Source organism: Bradyrhizobium sp. HKCCYLRH1034, assembly GCF_051168375.1.
Lineage (GTDB): Bacteria > Pseudomonadota > Alphaproteobacteria > Rhizobiales > Xanthobacteraceae > Bradyrhizobium.
On sequence record NZ_JBNPUW010000002.1, the window covers coordinates 130,151 to 147,182 of the forward strand.

Genomic DNA, 17,032 nt, shown 5'->3' on the forward strand with positions numbered 1-17,032 from the left:
CACGCATTCTCTACGAGAGGTATGCTTTGCGAGTACATAAGTAGCTCCTTCCTGACTATTCACGGATCGTGATCGCGAGCTGAGCCTGCTCGACGAGTTTCAGCACAATCAGTCTCAGCAATATCGATTTTCCGGACCCGTTCCGATTGTTCCGGGACGCGAAGCCAGGGTCGACCGGCTTGATGCCTTAGTCGTCACGGCATGGCGATAGACAGTTTCGATTCCTTTCCCGAAGGCGTCGACGGAATATTGCGTCGTTGCGCGAAGCCGGGCGGCATGGCCCATGCGCCAGCGCCGCTCCGGATCGCGGAGCAATGTTTCGATCGCTTCCGCCAACCGAACATGATTGCCGGGTGGAACGGTAATGGCCTCGATGCCGTGGCGCGCCACGCGTGGAACGGCCGTGTCAAGCCATGTATTGATGATCGGCCGTCCCGCCGCCATCGCTTCCAGTTGAGCGATGCCAAATGTTTCCGCATTGGTCAGGGACGGCAGGACAAAGACGTCCGCTGTACACATGAGACTGGCGAGTTTGGCCTTCGGAGCGGAGCCGAGCAGGCGGACGCGATCCGCGACGCCGAGGCTATGAATCATTCGTTCAAGCCGTGCCCGTTCTGGACCCTCGCCGATGATCCAGACCTCAAAGCGGTGGCCGACCGCCGCTCGCACCAGCACATCGAAGCCCTTGTAGGGGACGAGTTGCCCGCAAGCCAGCACGAGCCGTCCACGATCGCGTTCGGCAGCGTCATTGTCGCGCGGCTCTGGCCAATCGTACTTCGAGGCATCGACGCCGAACGGAACGACGTGACATTTCTCAGCGAATTCCTGCAGCAGCGGGCTGTTGTACAGCAGAATGGCATTGGACACGATGATTGCGTTCGCCCGCCGCAGCGTCCGGCGCAACAGCTGCTTCACAAACCACCTCAGTCCAGCATGCGAAGCGATGTCCGCATGGTAGTGCACGACCAAAGGTCGATCGCGGCCCAACCCCAGGGCGAGCATGAGATCGGCGAGCGGAAACGGTGCATGAAGCGCGAGTAGATCGTGATCGGCGACCTGGCGCCACAACCGCAGCGGATAAGTCGGCGCGGCCGGAAGCGAACATACATCGCCGAACGAGCGCACGCGCTCGATCGTTACGCCGTTCACGACGATGCGCCGTTGCCCGTTCGACTTGGAGCAGACCAGCACGCAGGCGGTGAACGCGTTTTTCAGTCCTGCGCATATGTCGCGGATCACCGACGGGGCTCCGCCGAACAGGTCGGGATAGCAGTCATTGAAGATGTGAAGCACCGAGAGGCGCCGAGAGGGAGCGAGCATAGCCGAACTCTCCATGACTGAGCGCCTCCTGTATATGTGGGAAAATTTCACACGTCAATTGATCTCGACGGAAAAGTGGGATTGTATCCCACGGGACTCGCCGCTACAATTTCGCCATGAACGCCAAATCCCGGAGATCGAAGTCGGCTTCACATCAGCCGATTGCGGCGGCGAGCCTGCGCGCGCCCTTGGCGCGCCTGCTGCGCCCGCTCGTTCGGCTATGCATCCGCGGCGGAATGACATTTCCTGAGCTGGCTCAGCTGTTGCGAGAACTCTTCGTCAATGTTGCCGAGCACGACTTTGCCCTGGAGGGAAAGGAGCAGACCGACAGCCGCGTGAGTCTGCTCACCGGAATTCACCGCAAGGAGGTTGCGCGGCTGCGCGGCGCCGGTGCGCCGGTCAATGAAACGCCTGCCACTCTGTCGCTGACCAGCGCGATCATGGCACGCTGGCTCGCCGCTCCGGAGTTCACGGACGGGAAGGGCGATCCGCTCCCCTTGCCGCGCGTGGCCAGTGGCGATGCGCCCTCGTTCGAGCAGCTCGTCAGTTCGATCACGAAGGATGTCCGCCCGCGCGCAGTGCTGGATGAATGGCTGGACCGCGAACTCGTGACCATCAACGGCGATGAAGAGATCGTGTTGGTGGACACCGGCTTCGTTCCGCGCGGCGACGACGAGCGCAAATGGCACTATCTCGGCCGTAATCTGCATGATCATATCGCGGCAGCCGCCGAAAACGTATCCGGGCCAGCACCCCGTTTCCTCGAACGCGCGGTGCACTATGACGGTCTTTCGGCCAAGCTCGCAAAACGTCTCGAAGGGCGTTCGCGCGAACTGGCCATGGACGCCCTGAAGATCGCCAACCGGGAAGCAAACCGCGCGCTCGCCAGGGACAAGGGCGGCGACCACCGCTGGAATTTCGGCATCTACATTTACAGCGAAGGTCCGGACGACGCGGCGAATGGTGATGCTGACGAAGGCGGCTCGTCATGACCAGGCAGCCCGTCATCTCGCGCCGCTCGTTGCTTATGGGACTCTGGCTTGCCGGATCGTCCTCCGCCTGGGCACAGGTGCGCCGCGGCAGCGATCAGGGTATCGGCGGCACCGGTATCACCCGTGGCCACGATCAGGGCATCGGCGGCACCGGCATTGTTGGCGTCATTCAGCGTTTCGGCAGCATTTTCGTCAACGGCCAACGCATCAGCTATGCGCCGAACGTTCCGGTGCGGATCGATGGCGAACCGGTATCGGCGAAGGCGCTCAAGATCGGACATCTGGCCCGTGTGCTGGCGCTGCCGCAGGCGAACGGTTCGCTGATCACCCGCGGCGTCAACGTGGTCAGTGAGGTGATGGGGCCGATCGAAAGCGTCAGGGACGGCGAGATGACCGTGCTGGGCCAGCGGATCATAGCGGCCGGCCACGAAAGCTGGCGCCATCCGGGCGCCAATGTCGCGGTCTTCGGGGTGCGCCGCATCGACGGCGTGATCGTCTCAAGCCTGGTCGAGCAACGCCTTAACGCGACAACGCGGGTTTCCGGACCACTCGAACGCGATCGCGGCGGCCTGCGAATAGGCGGGCTGCGACTCAACGGCGCCGATGCCGCACTCGTCGGACAACGTGTTCAGGCTGAGGGCCGCGTTACGCAAGGGGTGATGCAGATCTCGCGCATAAGGGCTGACAACCTTTCTGATTTCTTCGGCGCGAATCGTCTGTCGATCGAAGGCTATGTCCGCCGCATCGGCAGCTATCTGCAATTCGGCTCGGGCTATGTCGCGCATGACGATAGTCGCTTCGCATCCTCAGGCAATGCCCGCGTGGTCGTGAACGCCACCTTTGACAGTTCCCGTGGCTTGCGGGTTGAATCCATCCAATCCGTCAACAAATTTCCGGGTGACTCGATCCAAGGTACGAGATCCGAGCAAACTCCGGGCGCGACGCCCGGCGGCTCGGACGTCCCGGGCGGTGGCGCTACTGTGCCGGGCGGCGGTCCTCCCGGGCTGGGCGGCGGCGGTCCTCCCGGGCTGGGCGGTGGCGGTCCTCCCGGCCTTGGCGGTGGTGGTCCTCCCGGTCTTGGCGGTGGTGGTCCTCCCGGTCTTGGCGGTGGCGGTCCTCCCGGCCTTGGCGGTGGCGGTCCTCCCGGCCTGGGCGGCGGCAGTCCTCCTGGCCTGGGCGGCGGCCGCGGCCGGCGATGAACAACGAAGATTTGGCAGAGCGGGCGAGAGGCGCGCGCTCGCAAATCGGGATTTTGCGATTTTTTGGCGAGCTAAGTAATTGATCTGCAAAGGGTGGGGTGTTCGATTTCGGCCGAGAATGGCTGTCGTGAAGACCTCCCCGATTCCCAAGGGCGTGGCGATGCGGGTGGATCCGCCGCGCGAGGTTTCTGCGACGCACGGAGCGACGAGCCCGCGGCTGACCAGAATATGAACAACCCGACGGCGCTCGCCGCTCTGGCGAGCGCCGTCTCGCAGACAGTGCGACGACAGAAGATTGGCTGAGTTTCTGCTGATCGGCGGAGAGACGTTTGGTGGATCGAAGCGGATGCGGAGAGCACGCTATCTTGTCGGCGACGACAACTCGATTGAGACGTCGAGCGCGCTAATTGTCTGTGTTGCCCCGTGATCCTGACGAGGACATGTGCGCCCGCTTGCCAGGCGGGGCTGAGCACGGACTCCTGGATGGACCACCAGATGTCATCGCCGCGAGATCACGACGGAAGCCGGACCAATGCTATGTTGTCGACCGCTCGTGTGCAGCCGTGTAGTATCGAACAGAGGAGACGATCACGTCGAAGATGAAGGCGGAGAGACGCCCGATGTAAGCGTCCGGCCGCTGCACATGGCCTCAGATCTTGACATGATCGGCCGGCTCGATCGCCGCCGGGTGCACGGTGACGATGTCGGAACCGGCCGCGATCTGTGCAAGCTCGGCCTCTACGCGCTTACGTTCTGCCGCGAGCTCATTGACCTTCGGGTTGTGCGCTGAGCGGGATCAGCAGTCCGAGACGAGCTATGGACAGTCGTCTTGGTCAGGCCGCGCGCTCGAACTGCGGCTGCCAGCGGAGCAAGTAGGATTGCAGCGACTGGACGGCGAGCGCCAGCAGGATGCCGACGAACATCATGATGAAGATCGCCACCATCATCTCGCTCGCATTGGCGCGGGCCTCGGCCTCGATGATCAGCTTGCCGAGCCCGCGCTCGGCGCCGATGAACTCGCCGACGATGACGCCGACGAGCGCGAAGGAGACCGCCGGGAGAAGCGAGGCGAACACCCAGGCCAGCGCGGACGGGACGACGACGGTGCGCAGCACGGTCAGCTCGCTCGCGCCCATCAGCCGGGCCGCGGCGATCTGGTCGCGGTCGACCGCGCGGGTGCCCTCGAAGGTGTTGAAGAAGACGACGAAGAACACGACGAGCCATGCGGTCGCGATCTTGGAGAGATCGCCGAGACCGAAGATCAGGATGACGAGCGGCACCAGCGCGATGCGCGGGATCGAGTTGAGCGCGATGATGTAGGGACCGAACACGCGGGCGAGAAAGTCCGACCGCCCGAGCACCACGCCGGCGGCGATGCCGGTCAGCGCGCCGAACAGAAAACCCCACCAGGTGTTCTTGAGCGTGACGAGGGTCGCGGTCCACAGATTGTTGTCGGTGGCTCCGATGCAGGCGACGACTCCGGCGGGATCGCTGAAGCAGCCGAGGCGCAGGAAGCTCTGCCAGATCAGCGAGGGCTTTGCGACGAAGTAGGGATCGAGGATCTTCGGCACGTAGGCCTTCGGCAGCAGCGCCTTGCTCCACTCGAAGCCCCATTGCCAGACCACGAGCACAATGACCAGGATGGCGATCTGCCAGAATAGGATGGCGGCGCGACGGGTCGACATGATCGGTCAGCCTTCTCAGTCAGCCTTGGTGCGGCGGAATTCCTCGCCGAGCGAATGCCAGATATGGGAATAGAGCCGGCCGAACTCGGCGGTCTCACGCAGGCTCACGGGATCGCGCGGCCTGGGGAATGACACTTCGAAATCGTCCTTGAGGCGCCCGGGCCGGGCCGACAGCAGGATGATGCGGCTGGCGAGCGTCAGCGCCTCGCCGAGATCGTGGGTCACGAACAGCACGGTCTGCCGCTCGCGCTCCCAGATCTCGAGCAGGGTCTTGTGCATCTCGAGCTTGGTGTGGGTATCGAGCGCGCCGAACGGCTCGTCCATCAGCAGGATCTCCGGCGCGAGGATCAGCGTGCGCATCAGCGCCACGCGCTGCCGCATGCCGCCGGACAGCATGCGCGGAAAGCTGCGGCCGAAGCCGGTCAGCCCGGCCTTGCCGATGGCCTCGGTGACGCGCTGCGCGCGCTCCGGCTTCGGCACGCCGGCGATCTCCAGGCCGTAGCCGATGTTCTGCTCCACCGTCCGCCACGGAAACAGCGTGTCGCGCTGGAACACGTAGCCGACCCTGGGATTCACCTTGCCGGTCTCGACCGTGTCGCCGTCGATCAGGATGCGCCCGCCCGAGCGCGGCAGCAGCCCGGCGACCATGTTGAGGATCGTGCTCTTGCCGCAACCGGACGGACCCAGGAGGGCAACGAATTCGCCCTCCCGCACATCGAAGGACACGTTGTCGACGGCGACGAATTCGCTTCCGCCGGTGCTGTAGGTCTTCATCAAGCCCTGCACCGCGATCCGGGTGCGTTCCGCGGCAGGGCTCTCGGCGCCGCGCACCGTGGCGTAGCCTGCATTGGAGGGCGGCATCATTTGGTCTTCGCCTTTGCAGCCGCGAGGAAGCTGGGATCGACGATGTCCTCATATTTGATCTCGGGAATGTCCGTCCCCTTGCGGTACCAGGGCTTGGCGCCGCGCGCATAGGACGCCTGGTCGATAAAGCCATCATAGGCCCAGGTTGAAGTGTCGAAGCCGAGCTCGGCGCTGACCGCTTCGGGATCGATGCCGGAGAAGTACTTCGGCGTCACCAGCGCCTGCACCTCGGCGAGCGGCGTGGCCTTGACCCAGGCCATGGCGCGGGTGATCGCATTGACGAAGGCCTGCACCAGCGCCTTGTCCTGCTCGATCGTGTCCTTCAAGGCGTAGATGACGAGCACCGGGACCGTGCCGCCGAAATCCTTCTCGAACAGTCCGGGCTTGGAGGTGTCGTAGATCACCTTGCCAAAACCCTTCTTCTCGACCTCGACGATCCAGCTCGGCGGCGCCATGATGGCGTCGAACTGCTTGGTCTGCAGCGATGGAAACATCGTGTTCGGTCCGCCGCCTGCGACCCAGTTCACCTTGTCGCCCAGGCCGCGCGACTCGAACACATAGGTGCCGTAGACCCAGGTGCCCGATCCGATCGCCGTGGCGGCGACGATCGGCTTCGCACCGTCGGCGCGCTTGGAGGCGGCGAGCGCCTCGACCGAGGTGATGCCGCTGTCGTAGAGATCCCGGCGCACCACGATGTTGGCGTAGGAGCACACCATCTCGGTTGCCAGCAGGATCTTGCACGGCTTGCCGCGTGCCGTGAGCTGCAGCGGGTGGCTGGCGTCGCCATGCGCGAACAGCGCTTGATCGGCGGCGAGCGTCTGGCGGCCGAAGGTGCCGGAATTGCCGGTGAGGAGCTTGGGATCGAGGCCCTCGTCCTTGAAGTAGCCCTTCAGCTCCGCGATCATTGCAATCGCGTAGACCGGCGACACCGGTCCGAACGCGATCGACGCAGGCCGCGTCTCGGCCAGCAGCCGTCCTGGCAGCAGCGAAGCGCCCGCGAAGGCCGCGCCGGACGCGAGCGCGCGGCGCCGTGTGATCGTCATGGAATCCTCCCGCAGTTCTTATGTTCTCGACGATGTGCGACGTGACCGCTCAACCTGGCGGCTTCGTAGGCGAAATCGTTCCGTCCGCTTCCAGCACGCCAATCTCGTCGGGCAGCAGCCCGATTTCGGCCAGGACGTCGCGCGTGTGCTCGCCGATATCAGGCGGATCGTAGCGGTTCGGCAGCCGCTGCCCGTCCAGCGACACCGGCAGCACCGGCGTCTTGGCGCGACGGCCGTCGGGCATGCGGATCTCGGTCAGGCCGCCCGATGCGTTGAGATGCGGATCGTCGAACAGGTCGCCGGGCTTGTTGACCGGCGCGTAGGGCAGTTCGAGCCGCTCCAGCACCGCGGCGAGATCGTCCCTCGCCCACGTCCTGAAGATCGCGGCGATCTCGGGGATCAGCCAGCCGCGATGATCGACCCGGCCCTGCGCGGTGGCGAAGCGCGGATCGTCCAGCCATTCCGTGCGCTCGAAGGCGCGACAGAACGCCACCCATTGCTCCTCGCCGACGATGGTCACGAACAGCTTCGAGCCGTCCTTGGTGTCGAACAGGTCGTAGACCGGCCACGGGCTGTCCTTGATCGAATAGGGGATCGAGGGCTGGCCGGTGACGACCTCGCACATCATGGCCTGCGCCATCAGGAACACGTTGTTCTCATACAGCGCGCTCTGCACGTAACGGCCACGTCCGGTGCGCTGACGCTCGGCCAGCGCGGCCTGGATCGCGATCACCCCGAACATGCCGCCCATGATGTCGTTGACCGATGCTCCGGCGCGCATCGGACGATCAGGCAGGCCGGTCATGTAGGCAAGGCCCCCCATCATCTGCACGACCTCGTCGAGCGCGAGGCGGTTCTCGTAAGGTCCGGGCAGATAGCCTTTCAGCGAGCAGTAGATCAGCTGCGGGGCAAACGCCGCCACGGACTCGTAGTCGAGTCCGATTCGCTTCATCAGCCCGGGGCGGAAATTCTCGATCAGCACGTCGCTGCGCGCGATCAGCCTGCGCGCAACATTCTGGCCCTGCGCCGTCGAGGTATCGAGCGCGATGCTGCGCTTGTTGCGGCAATAGGTGGCGAAAAAGCCGGCCGCCGGTCCCTTGAAGGAGCGGGTGCGATCGCCCTTGATCGGCTCGACCTTGATCACGTCGGCGCCGAGATCGGCGAGGATGAGCCCGCAGCTCGGACCCATCACCATCTGGCTGAACTCGACGACGCGCACGCCCTCGAGCGGCCGAAGCGGAGCGTCGTGCTCTCGGGCCGCGCCCATCACGCTGCCCTCCGCAGCACCTTGGGGATGCCGGCCTCGTGCAGATGGCCGGTGAGGTGCTTCGGCGCGATGTGACGGGCCAGGATCTCGCGCGTGAGCATCAGCCGGTCCAGATCGATCCCGGTCGACAATCCCATACGCTCGAGCATGAACACGAGATCCTCGGTGACGATGTTGCCGCGTGCGCCCGGCGCGAACGGACAGCCGCCGAGCCCGGAGACCGCGGCATCGAAGCGGCGGATGCCGGCCTCGAGGCCGGCGACCGCGTTGGCGAGGCCGGCGCCGAGCGTGTCGTGCAGGTGCAGGCGCAGCGTGACATCCGGCCCGACCTCGCGCCGGACGGCCGCAACGATCTGCTTGACGAGCATGGGCGTCGCGTAGCCGACGGTATCGGCGAGCCCGATCTCGTCGGCGCCCGCCTCGGCGAAACGGCGCGCCAGATCACAGACCGCCGCCTCGCTGACATCGCCTTCGAGCGAGCAGCCGAACGAGGTGGAGATCGCGCCCATCAATTGCGGCCGCTCGGCGGCCGGCCGGGCATCGATCGCGGCGCGCACGGCATGGAAGGCTTCGACCTGCTCGGCCACGGTGCGGCGGACATTGGCGCGGTTATGGGTCTCGCTGGCCGAGATCACGAAATAGATAGTGTCCACGCCTGCGGCGATGGCGCGCTCCGCGCCCTTGAAATTGGGGACCAACGCGCCGATCCTCGTCGCCTGATGAGACAGCGCATGGGCCATCACCGCATCGACATCAGCGAATTGCGGCACGACCTTCGGCGGCACGAAGGAGCCGGCATCGATCTCGCGCACCCCTGCGGCCGCGATGGCGTCGATCAGCGCGCACTTCGCTTCGGTCGGCACGAACATGTCGAGGTTCTGCAGACCGTCGCGCGGCGCGACCTCGCAGATATGGACGTCCGGCTCACGGATCATTGGCGTTGCTTCCCCGTCGCTCGCTTCTCGATTGTATATTTTTCATATAAAGAACAATCTGATCGACGATCTGTCAAGCTGAAAGAGGTTTCCTCGGCATCATGACCGATTGGGACGCATCGCCCTCCGCTGCACGGACGGGCACGACCGACCGCGCCGAGCAGCTCGCCGGCCTGATCCTGGCGTTCGCACGCCGCGAAGGCATGAAGGCCGGGGACCGCCTGATCGAGCAAAGGCTGGCCGATGCGCTCGACGTGTCGCGTGCGCCGATCCGGCTCGGGCTGAAGGCCCTGGAGGCGGCGGGGCTGGCGCGGGGCGAGCCCCATCGCGGCTTCGTGCTGACCCAGAGCCCGACGAGCGGTGCGGCACGCCCGACGCTCGCCGCGGTGAGCCGCGCCGAGCAGGCCTATGTGGACATCGCGGCCGACGTTCTCGACCGGCGCATCGAGGCCGACGTCACCGAGGCCGAGCTGATGCGCCGCTACGCGCTGAGCCGCACCGAGCTGCAGCGCCTGCTCGATCGCATCGCGGCCGAGGGCTGGATCGCCCGCCTGCCCGGCTATGGCTGGCGCTTCGCCGAGACGCTGTCGAGCCCAGAAGCCCAGGACCAGGCTGCGGCCTTCCGGGCCGTGATCGAGCCGGCAGCGATTCTGCAGCCCGGCTTCGGGCTTCAGCAGGACGTCATCGCGAAGCTTCGCCAGCATCAGCAGCGCGTACTTGGTGGCGAGCTCGACAAGATGACGATCGGCGAGGTCTATCAGTCGGGCTGCGAGTTTCACGAGGAGATCGCGCGCGGCGCCCGCAATCCGTTCTTCGTCGAGTCGCTGCGACGCGTGAACTCGATCCGCCGCCTGTTCGCCTATCGCAGCTTCGCCGATCGAGATGGCATGCGCCGGCACGTCGAGGAGCATTTGCGCCTGCTTAATCTGCTCGAAGCAGGACGTAATCTAGATGCCGCCGAGCTGATGCGCAGTCACCTTCAGCGTCCGCTATCATCGCGCTTGCCTTGAGCGTTTTGGCTCCGCGGCATGTAGTCGGAGAGCGGAACAGCAAGTAGCAACTTCTGAGCCGTTCGATTGCGATCCCTGGAAGGAGCAACAGCCGGCTATGGGCCGCAAAGGGGAAGCAAGCGTTCGAGGCGGACCCGACGACATACGAGGGGACAGATTGAAGTGTGCCAGAAGTTCGTTGTGATGCACGCCGAATAACACTTTTGAGGTTTTTCTTTTGAGCTTCTGTAGCGCGCAACGATAGTGGTAATACTGTCAATTATGGCTACCGGCACGGCGTTTCCTGATCTCCGCACCAAGTTGATTCATACCACGATCAAGCTGCTGGCCGAGCAAGGTCCGGCGGCCGTTCAAGCTCGGTCCGTGGCCAATGAGGCTGGCGTCTCTACGATGGCTGTTTACAGCCATTTCGGAGGCATGCCGGAGCTATTGCGCGCAGTTGCCGATCAAGGGTTCCGATATCTGGCCTCTGCCTTTGAGGGGACGCCGAAGACCGATGATCCCGTTACAGACGTCTTCCGTTTGGCGTTGTGTTACCGCGACGTGGCCCGGCAGAACCCGCACCTCTACGATCTCATGTTCGGGCTATCAACTCGAGGCGCCTATCGGGCGATCGAGTATGATCCTACTCCGCTGTCTCGCTCGGAATCCCCTGCATTTCAAGAAGCCTTTGGCCATGTGGTTCGAGCCGCGACTCGTCTTATCGAGGCTCGCCGGATCCGCGACGATGATCCGAATGTCATCGCGGTACAGCTGTGGGGCTTCGTTCACGGGTTCATTACCCTCGAATTGGCTGGCCTCTTGGCTCGCTTTGATGACAGCGTCGAACAGATCCTTTTCCCGATGGCAATAAATATGTTGGTTGGCCTCGGCGACACGCCGGAACGCGCCGTCACCTCCATGACGCCATGCGTCAGGTGAGGGCATCCGCTCTCTGTTGATCCTTACGCCCGTTCCCTGAAACGAATAGGGACATTCAGCACTCCTTGCGTCTGCACTATAACGATGTTATTGTCGGTTAATAACATCGTTATAGCTGCTCAAGCAGTGACGCCAGCATCTGAACTGGCGCTCGTAACAGAGGGAGGATTTGTATGGCTGTATCAGTTCTGCCTGATTCGCCTCAGGGCCGGTCGACGCCGCTTGTTCGGCTACCAGCAATTCCGTTGCGCATCTGGCTGCTCCGCGCCATCGCGCTGGCGCTCCTCCTGGCTGCGTCCCTTGATGGGTTCGCGGCGATTATGGCGGGGATCGCGTATTACAAAGGAGCCGGGAATTCTGAGATTGCTGCAAAGCGCATCGCGCTGCTGAACGCCGCCGAAGCCGGCCAAGCCGTGGATACTCCCTCAAAAGTCGAGGAGTACGCTGGCAGCACGGTCGCGCTGGTGGGATCGGTCAGTTCGTCCACTTATGCTTATGGCAAGGAGAGCATCGCCGAGCATCTCCTCGTCTACAATGTCATGAGCAAGGAAAAGGCCGCAATGCTCATGGTCCATTCCTTGCTGGGCGGCGTATGCATGCTTTTCGGCGGCCTGCAATTCTGGCCCGCTTTTCGCCGCCGCTTTCCCAAGTGGCACCGCATATCCGGTGGCATCTATATCGTCGTACTGCAGGGCACGATGATCACCGCCATGATCCATCTTGTGCGCACGTCGGTTGCCGACACGCTGGATCATCTGTTTTTCTACGTGGGACTGTGGGGGCTGGCCCTGGGCATATCGTTCAGCCTCTGGATGGCCGTACATGCGTTGTGGCGCAAGCAGATTGCTAACCACCAAGCCTGGATGTGCATAAGCTACGGGCTCTTGCTGAGCACACCCATCCAGCGTTACGGCTGGCTGCTTTTTGGCGCGCTGGATCCGGGTATCCGCTTTACCGAAGCAAATTATGCCGTCACAGGGGTGCTGATCCCCCTTTCTTTGACGGTCGGCTACCTTCTGTTTACGATCAACCGCTGGGTGCAGCCGGTTCGACGGGCCGAGTCCGCAAGCATGACTGCGGCTTCCGAAAAGCGCGCGCGTCTTGCACGCAACCTCGCGCTCGTGAGTTTCCCCGCCCTCGTCGCAGCCGCCGCCATTGTTGTTCAATACTACATGGTGACCCCCGCGCTGGAGCAGGCTTTCAGCGCCCGAGAACTGGTCCCGGCGGGTGTCATCCACCTTCATGACACCGTGATTGCAAGCGATGTCGTAAGCCGCGCGACGTTTGCTCTGGCGACGTTAGTTGGTTTGTTGAGCGGAGCGCATCTGCTGTGGATCGCCTTCGTCCGACGGCAACCGGACGGTGTTCTGGTTGCGTCGTCCTGGGCGTTGGCGTTCTCCGGCGCCGTCGCGGGAATTGTATTGATGTACTGGGGCCTGCGGATGGGTATGCCGAGCTTCGCTACCCTTGCAGGCGGTTCGATGCACATGATTGGAGGAGCCGCCACTCTGTTGTTCGCGGTTCTGCTTGCCTTCGCCTTGCGCCGCGGAGAGGTGGCCTGGGTCAAGGAATGGGGCGTATTCGTCCTCGCCTGCATCGCGGCTACGCCCACCTTCTACTTTCTACTGCCCGTTATGGGCGCGTCCGGATTTGACGCGCAGTGGGCGAGGGAGGGCCACATCTTCCGCCTGGCCCTCGCTGGCCAATGGTTGGTGGCGATAATGGGCGCCTTCATCTACGCGGCCTATGGACAAGCAACCCAAAGTAGACTGGCTCGCTGAAACCGGAGCCGCGGTGGCCATCAAGGGCGGGGACGAGTCCTCCTCGCCCACGCGCCGTGACGTGCGGAGCCCGACCCCACGAGTCCAACTGGTGCGATAACCAGAGGGTTTCTCCTGATGGGAGAGGCCACCTACAAAAAGGAGTGATGTCAATGCCAACCTATTATTGCTCCAGCATCGAGGGACGCCTTTCGGGCAGGCAGAAGAGTGCGATTGCGGCTGAGATCACGCGGATCCATGCGGAGGTGACGGGAGCGCCGACCTACTTCGCGCAAGTCATTTTCGAAGACGTGAAAGCTGAGAACTACTTTATGGGCGGCGCGCCACTGACGCATGACCAGGTGTTTGTCTACGGTCACATCCGAGGCGGGCGCGCTGCGATCGACAAGACACGAATGATCAAATTGATGGCAGAGGCCGTCGCGGTTGCCGCCTCTGCCGCGGATCACCGCAGCGTATGGGTATATGTCGGCGAGCTTCCAGCGCGGCAGATGATCGAATTTGGTCGCGTACTGCCAGAGGCCGGCGATGAACCGGCGTGGACAGCCAATCTGCCGGCAGCGGATCGCGATTTCATGCAATCCGTGGGACCGCAGACAAAGGGCAACTGAAAGAAGGGCGGCAACGCCCGTGCCGCGGTTAGCCCGTCGGCAAATAGCGCTCGGACTGCCTGCAAGAGGCTGGCGATTCGATACGCGAAAATGTCAATCAGGGAAGGTCTTCAATGCGCAACTATACCCGATTCTACATCGACGGTGACTGGGTGGAACCACTCGGTGGCAACGCGATCCACGTGATCAATCCCGCCAACGAGCAGCCGGCAGGATTAATCACTCTAGGAACAGCTGCGGACGTCGATCGCGCTGTGAAGGCCGCGCGAACGGCATTTGCCAGCTTCTCCCGCAGCAGCCGCCAGGAGCGGATCGATATCCTTTCCAGCATTTTGAACGTGTACGCGAAGCGCCATGCCGATCTCGGCGCCGCTCTTACCGAAGAACTCGGCGCACCCACGAAGTTCGCGATGGAATTGCAGGCCGGCGTTGGCCTTGCGCATCTCCAGACCGCAATCAATGCCCTGAAGAATTACGAGTTCGAGCATCCGCAGGGACCGCGCACAGTGGTGCGCCGTGAGCCTATTGGGGTGGTCGGAATGATCACGCCTTGGAACTGGCCGATCAACCAAATCATGGTCAAGGTCGTTCCGGCCCTGGCCACTGGGTGCACCGCCGTGCATAAGCCTTCCGAGGTTGCCCCGTTCACTGCTCATGTCCTCGCGGAGATCTTCCACGAAGCCGGCGTTCCGAAGGGCGTCTATAATCTGGTCGACGGTGATGGGCCGACCGTCGGAGCCGCCATATCCGCGCATCCCGGTGTCGACATGGTTTCTTTCACTGGATCGACTGCGGCGGGGATTGATGTTGCGAAACGCGCGGCTGACACCGTGAAGCGTGTGCATCAGGAGTTGGGCGGCAAGTCGCCCAACATCATCTTGGATGACGCCAATTTCGCAACCGCGATCACAGAGAATATTTATCGACTGATGCTCAACTCGGGGCAGACGTGTCATGCGCCGACCCGGATGCTGGTTCCCCAGAACCAGATGGAAGGAGCCAAGCAAATTGCAAAACAGGTCGTGGCGTCGATCACTTATGGCGACCCAAAAACGGACGTGTACATGGGTCCCGTCGTTTCCGAACGCCAGTGGGATCGAATCCAGCGGTTGATCAAGACGGGGATCGATGAGGGCGCCACGCTCGTTACAGGCGGTATGGGGCGCCCGGAAAATATGAAGGTCGGATACTACGTCAAGCCCACGGTGTTTGCGGACGTTGAAAACACCATGGCCATCGCGCGTGAGGAAATTTTCGGACCTGTTCTCGCCATCATCGGCTACACGGACGTCGACGACGCAGTAACAATCGCCAACGATACCGTGTACGGGCTCGGCGCTTATGTGCAATCGGCGAGCATTGAAAAGGCCCGGGCTGTCGCTGACCGACTTCAAGCGGGCATGGTCTATATTAATGGCGCGTCAGAAGATACCGAAGCTCCTTTCGGCGGATACAAAATGTCCGGTAACGGTCGTGAATGGGGCGAACTCGCCTTCAGTGAATTCCTCGAGACCAAGGCTGTCATTCATGCGACGGCGGACTGACAGGATCGAATATTGCGTCGAAACCGTTCGGCGGCAGTAGGTCCCAGCAGCAGAGCCGGCGGTCGTTGCGTGCACGATCGGAGATGAACGCGCGGCGCCGGCCCGTCCGTAGTAGTTGAGCCGAGCCCTCGCATGGTCGTTGAGGGGAACTCATATCGTGGGCGAGCTTTTCGGCGGCGACTTTAGTCGTCCGAAGTAGCCAACCGAAGTCGGTATGGACGATCAAGATCGAGAGATGTGGCTTGGCTGCGGCGCGTAAAGCGTGAACGTCTGCTCGCCACCGGTCGGACCCGAATTAGTTCTATAAAAGAATTGAAATCAGCTTTCGAAGGCGAGCCTCCAGGAGGTACGGTGGGTCAGGGGGCAGCGCACGCATAGTCGCGGGCTGCAACAAGTAAATAGTTCAAAAATGACCTCATTTTGTGCTTTTTCAGCCGAAGCGAGCGTGCGCCTAGGTGGTCGTGAGCTTGAGCAGATGCGTCCCGCTCTGGCGATCGAGGGGAAGACTCGAGTGGCTTGACTAGTTCCAAAAAAGAACGTTAGATCGGCGAGGAACGACGGTCGATCAAGGCCGCGCTTTGTTGGATCGTGCCACTCGGGCATGCAATCCTCATTTTTGGGAGGAAGTGATGCTGGGGCTCTTCAGGTCTGCTTTCGCGGTGCTGCTTCTGGCGTTCGGGTCATCGGCTTCTGCTGCTGATATGCCGGGGATCACGCCAACGGAGATCAGGATCGGGGGCATCTTTCCCTTTAGCGGTCCTGCTTCGTCGATCGGTCTCGTTGGTCGAGGGCTTCTCGCGTATGTCCAGTCGATTAACGACCGCGGCGGAGTAAACGGCCGAAAGGTCAACTACATTGCGTATGACGATGCCTATAGCCCACCAAAAGCGGTTGAGCATGCACGAAGGCTCGTCGAAAGCGATGAAGTGGCCTTCATGTTCAGCCAGCTCGGCACGCCCGGCAACTCGGCCACTGCAAAGTATCTGAAGTCGAGGGGCGTGCCGGCGATCGGTATCGTCTCGGGATCGAACAAGTTCACGAATGTGGCGGAGTTTCCGCTGACGACGACCAGTCTGGTCAGCTTCGACACCGAAGGGAAAATCTACGCCAGGTTCCTGACCAAGACGCTGCCGAACGCGAAGTACGCGATCCTGTATCAGAACGATGATCTCGGAAAAGACTACCTCAACGCTTTCAAGGGGGTCCTTAAAGACGAGTTCGACAAGAAGGTCGTCGCAATTGCCTACGAGGTCAGCGAGCCGACGGTGGATTCGCAGGTGGTGAGTCTCAAGAGTTCGGGCGCCGAGGCATTGTTGGTGGCTGGTACCCCGAAGTTCGCGGCGCAGGCAATCCGCAAAGCTGCGGAAATCGGTTGGAAACCGATGATCGTACTGAACTACCCATCAAGCTCGGTTGGCGCCACGCTGAAGCCCGCAGGTCTCGATAATTCAATAGGCGTCATCGTTGGAACGGTGGCGATGGACCCGACCGACTCGCAGTGGGATAACAACGACGGAATGAAGAACTTTCGAGCATTTGTCGCGCGGTATTTGCCCGGAATCGATATCGCCGACACGAACTATCTGTTCGGGTATACGCAAGGCATGCTGCTCGAACGCCTGCTCAAGCAGTGTGGGGACGATCTGTCGCGCGAAAACATCATCGGGCAGGCCAAGAACCTCAAGAACGTCGCGCTTCCCACGCTGCTGCCTGGGATCACGGTCAATACAAGCGACAAGATCAACATGAATTTCACGCAAATGAGGCTACAGCGCTGGACCGGAACGCGGTGGGATCAATTCAGCGAGGTTCTCGATGCCAGCTCGGAGTGATGAGGTTGGTGGTGTTTCGCTAACGCCG

The 17,032-nt window shown here is 62.4% G+C and carries 15 protein-coding genes; 9 read left to right on the forward strand and 6 right to left on the reverse strand.

What is annotated here, in order from left to right:
• Positions 1–114: 114 nt before the first annotated feature.
• Positions 115–1,320: a glycosyltransferase gene (locus ACQR0W_RS04440; protein WP_316169299.1), complete on the reverse strand. Its 1,206-nt coding sequence runs from the start codon at positions 1,318–1,320 to the stop codon at positions 115–117.
• Positions 1,321–1,436: 116 nt separating this feature from the next.
• Between ACQR0W_RS04440 and ACQR0W_RS04445 the strand changes: the two genes are divergently transcribed.
• The 3 genes from ACQR0W_RS04445 to ACQR0W_RS04455 all read left to right on the forward strand — a co-directional run bounded on the left by ACQR0W_RS04445 (position 1,437) and on the right by ACQR0W_RS04455 (position 4,301).
• Complete coding sequence (locus tag ACQR0W_RS04445; RefSeq protein ID WP_316169298.1) at positions 1,437–2,312, forward strand: DUF6502 family protein; 876 nt, start codon at positions 1,437–1,439, stop codon at positions 2,310–2,312.
• Positions 2,309–3,511 (forward strand): hypothetical protein, encoded by a 1,203-nt coding sequence (locus ACQR0W_RS04450; protein WP_316169297.1) that lies wholly within the window; start codon positions 2,309–2,311, stop codon positions 3,509–3,511. Before ACQR0W_RS04445 ends, ACQR0W_RS04450 begins: the two co-directional genes overlap by 4 nt.
• A gap of 661 nt (positions 3,512–4,172) precedes the next feature.
• The gene (locus ACQR0W_RS04455; RefSeq protein ID WP_316169296.1) at positions 4,173–4,301 is read left to right on the forward strand and encodes a hypothetical protein; all 129 of its coding nucleotides are present in this window, start codon (positions 4,173–4,175) and stop codon (positions 4,299–4,301) included.
• A 43-nt stretch (positions 4,302–4,344) separates the two neighbouring features.
• Here ACQR0W_RS04455 and ACQR0W_RS04460 read toward each other — a convergent pair whose 3' ends face one another.
• Genes ACQR0W_RS04460 through ACQR0W_RS04480 form a run of 5 tightly spaced genes read right to left on the reverse strand, consistent with a single transcriptional unit; the run spans position 4,345 to position 9,305 of the window.
• Positions 4,345–5,196: an ABC transporter permease gene (locus ACQR0W_RS04460; RefSeq protein WP_316169295.1), complete on the reverse strand. Its 852-nt coding sequence runs from the start codon at positions 5,194–5,196 to the stop codon at positions 4,345–4,347.
• Between the two features lie 15 nt (positions 5,197–5,211).
• Complete coding sequence (locus tag ACQR0W_RS04465; RefSeq protein ID WP_410051250.1) at positions 5,212–6,060, reverse strand: ABC transporter ATP-binding protein; 849 nt, start codon at positions 6,058–6,060, stop codon at positions 5,212–5,214.
• On the reverse strand, positions 6,057–7,103 hold the full coding sequence (locus ACQR0W_RS04470) for an ABC transporter substrate-binding protein (RefSeq protein WP_316169294.1): 1,047 nt from the start codon (positions 7,101–7,103) through the stop codon (positions 6,057–6,059). The genes ACQR0W_RS04465 and ACQR0W_RS04470 overlap by 4 nt, the downstream gene beginning before the upstream one ends.
• 49 nt (positions 7,104–7,152) lie before the next feature.
• Entirely contained in the window at positions 7,153–8,370 is a 1,218-nt protein-coding gene (locus ACQR0W_RS04475; RefSeq protein ID WP_316169293.1) for a CaiB/BaiF CoA transferase family protein, read from the reverse strand.
• Positions 8,370–9,305 carry a hydroxymethylglutaryl-CoA lyase gene (locus ACQR0W_RS04480; RefSeq protein WP_316169292.1) on the reverse strand — a complete coding sequence of 312 codons (936 nt, stop codon included), beginning with the start codon at positions 9,303–9,305 and terminating at the stop codon, positions 8,370–8,372. Before ACQR0W_RS04480 ends, ACQR0W_RS04475 begins: the two co-directional genes overlap by 1 nt.
• Before the next feature lie 101 nt (positions 9,306–9,406).
• Here ACQR0W_RS04480 and ACQR0W_RS04485 point away from each other — a divergent pair, with 101 nt between their 5' ends.
• From ACQR0W_RS04485 to ACQR0W_RS04510, 6 genes are all read left to right on the forward strand, one after another.
• Positions 9,407–10,315, forward strand: coding sequence for a GntR family transcriptional regulator (locus ACQR0W_RS04485; RefSeq protein WP_316169291.1), 909 nt, complete (start codon positions 9,407–9,409; stop codon positions 10,313–10,315).
• A gap of 261 nt (positions 10,316–10,576) precedes the next feature.
• Positions 10,577–11,236: a TetR/AcrR family transcriptional regulator gene (locus ACQR0W_RS04490; protein WP_316169290.1), complete on the forward strand. Its 660-nt coding sequence runs from the start codon at positions 10,577–10,579 to the stop codon at positions 11,234–11,236.
• A gap of 173 nt (positions 11,237–11,409) precedes the next feature.
• Entirely contained in the window at positions 11,410–13,017 is a 1,608-nt protein-coding gene (locus tag ACQR0W_RS04495; RefSeq protein WP_316169289.1) for a DUF2306 domain-containing protein, read from the forward strand.
• Between the two features lie 152 nt (positions 13,018–13,169).
• Entirely contained in the window at positions 13,170–13,628 is a 459-nt protein-coding gene (locus ACQR0W_RS04500) for a tautomerase family protein (RefSeq protein ID WP_434840578.1), read from the forward strand.
• Between the two features lie 113 nt (positions 13,629–13,741).
• Entirely contained in the window at positions 13,742–15,172 is a 1,431-nt protein-coding gene (locus ACQR0W_RS04505; RefSeq protein WP_316235238.1) for an aldehyde dehydrogenase family protein, read from the forward strand.
• 629 nt (positions 15,173–15,801) lie between these two features.
• Positions 15,802–17,004: an ABC transporter substrate-binding protein gene (locus ACQR0W_RS04510; protein WP_434840579.1), complete on the forward strand. Its 1,203-nt coding sequence runs from the start codon at positions 15,802–15,804 to the stop codon at positions 17,002–17,004.
• The last annotated feature ends 28 nt before the right edge of the window (positions 17,005–17,032 follow it).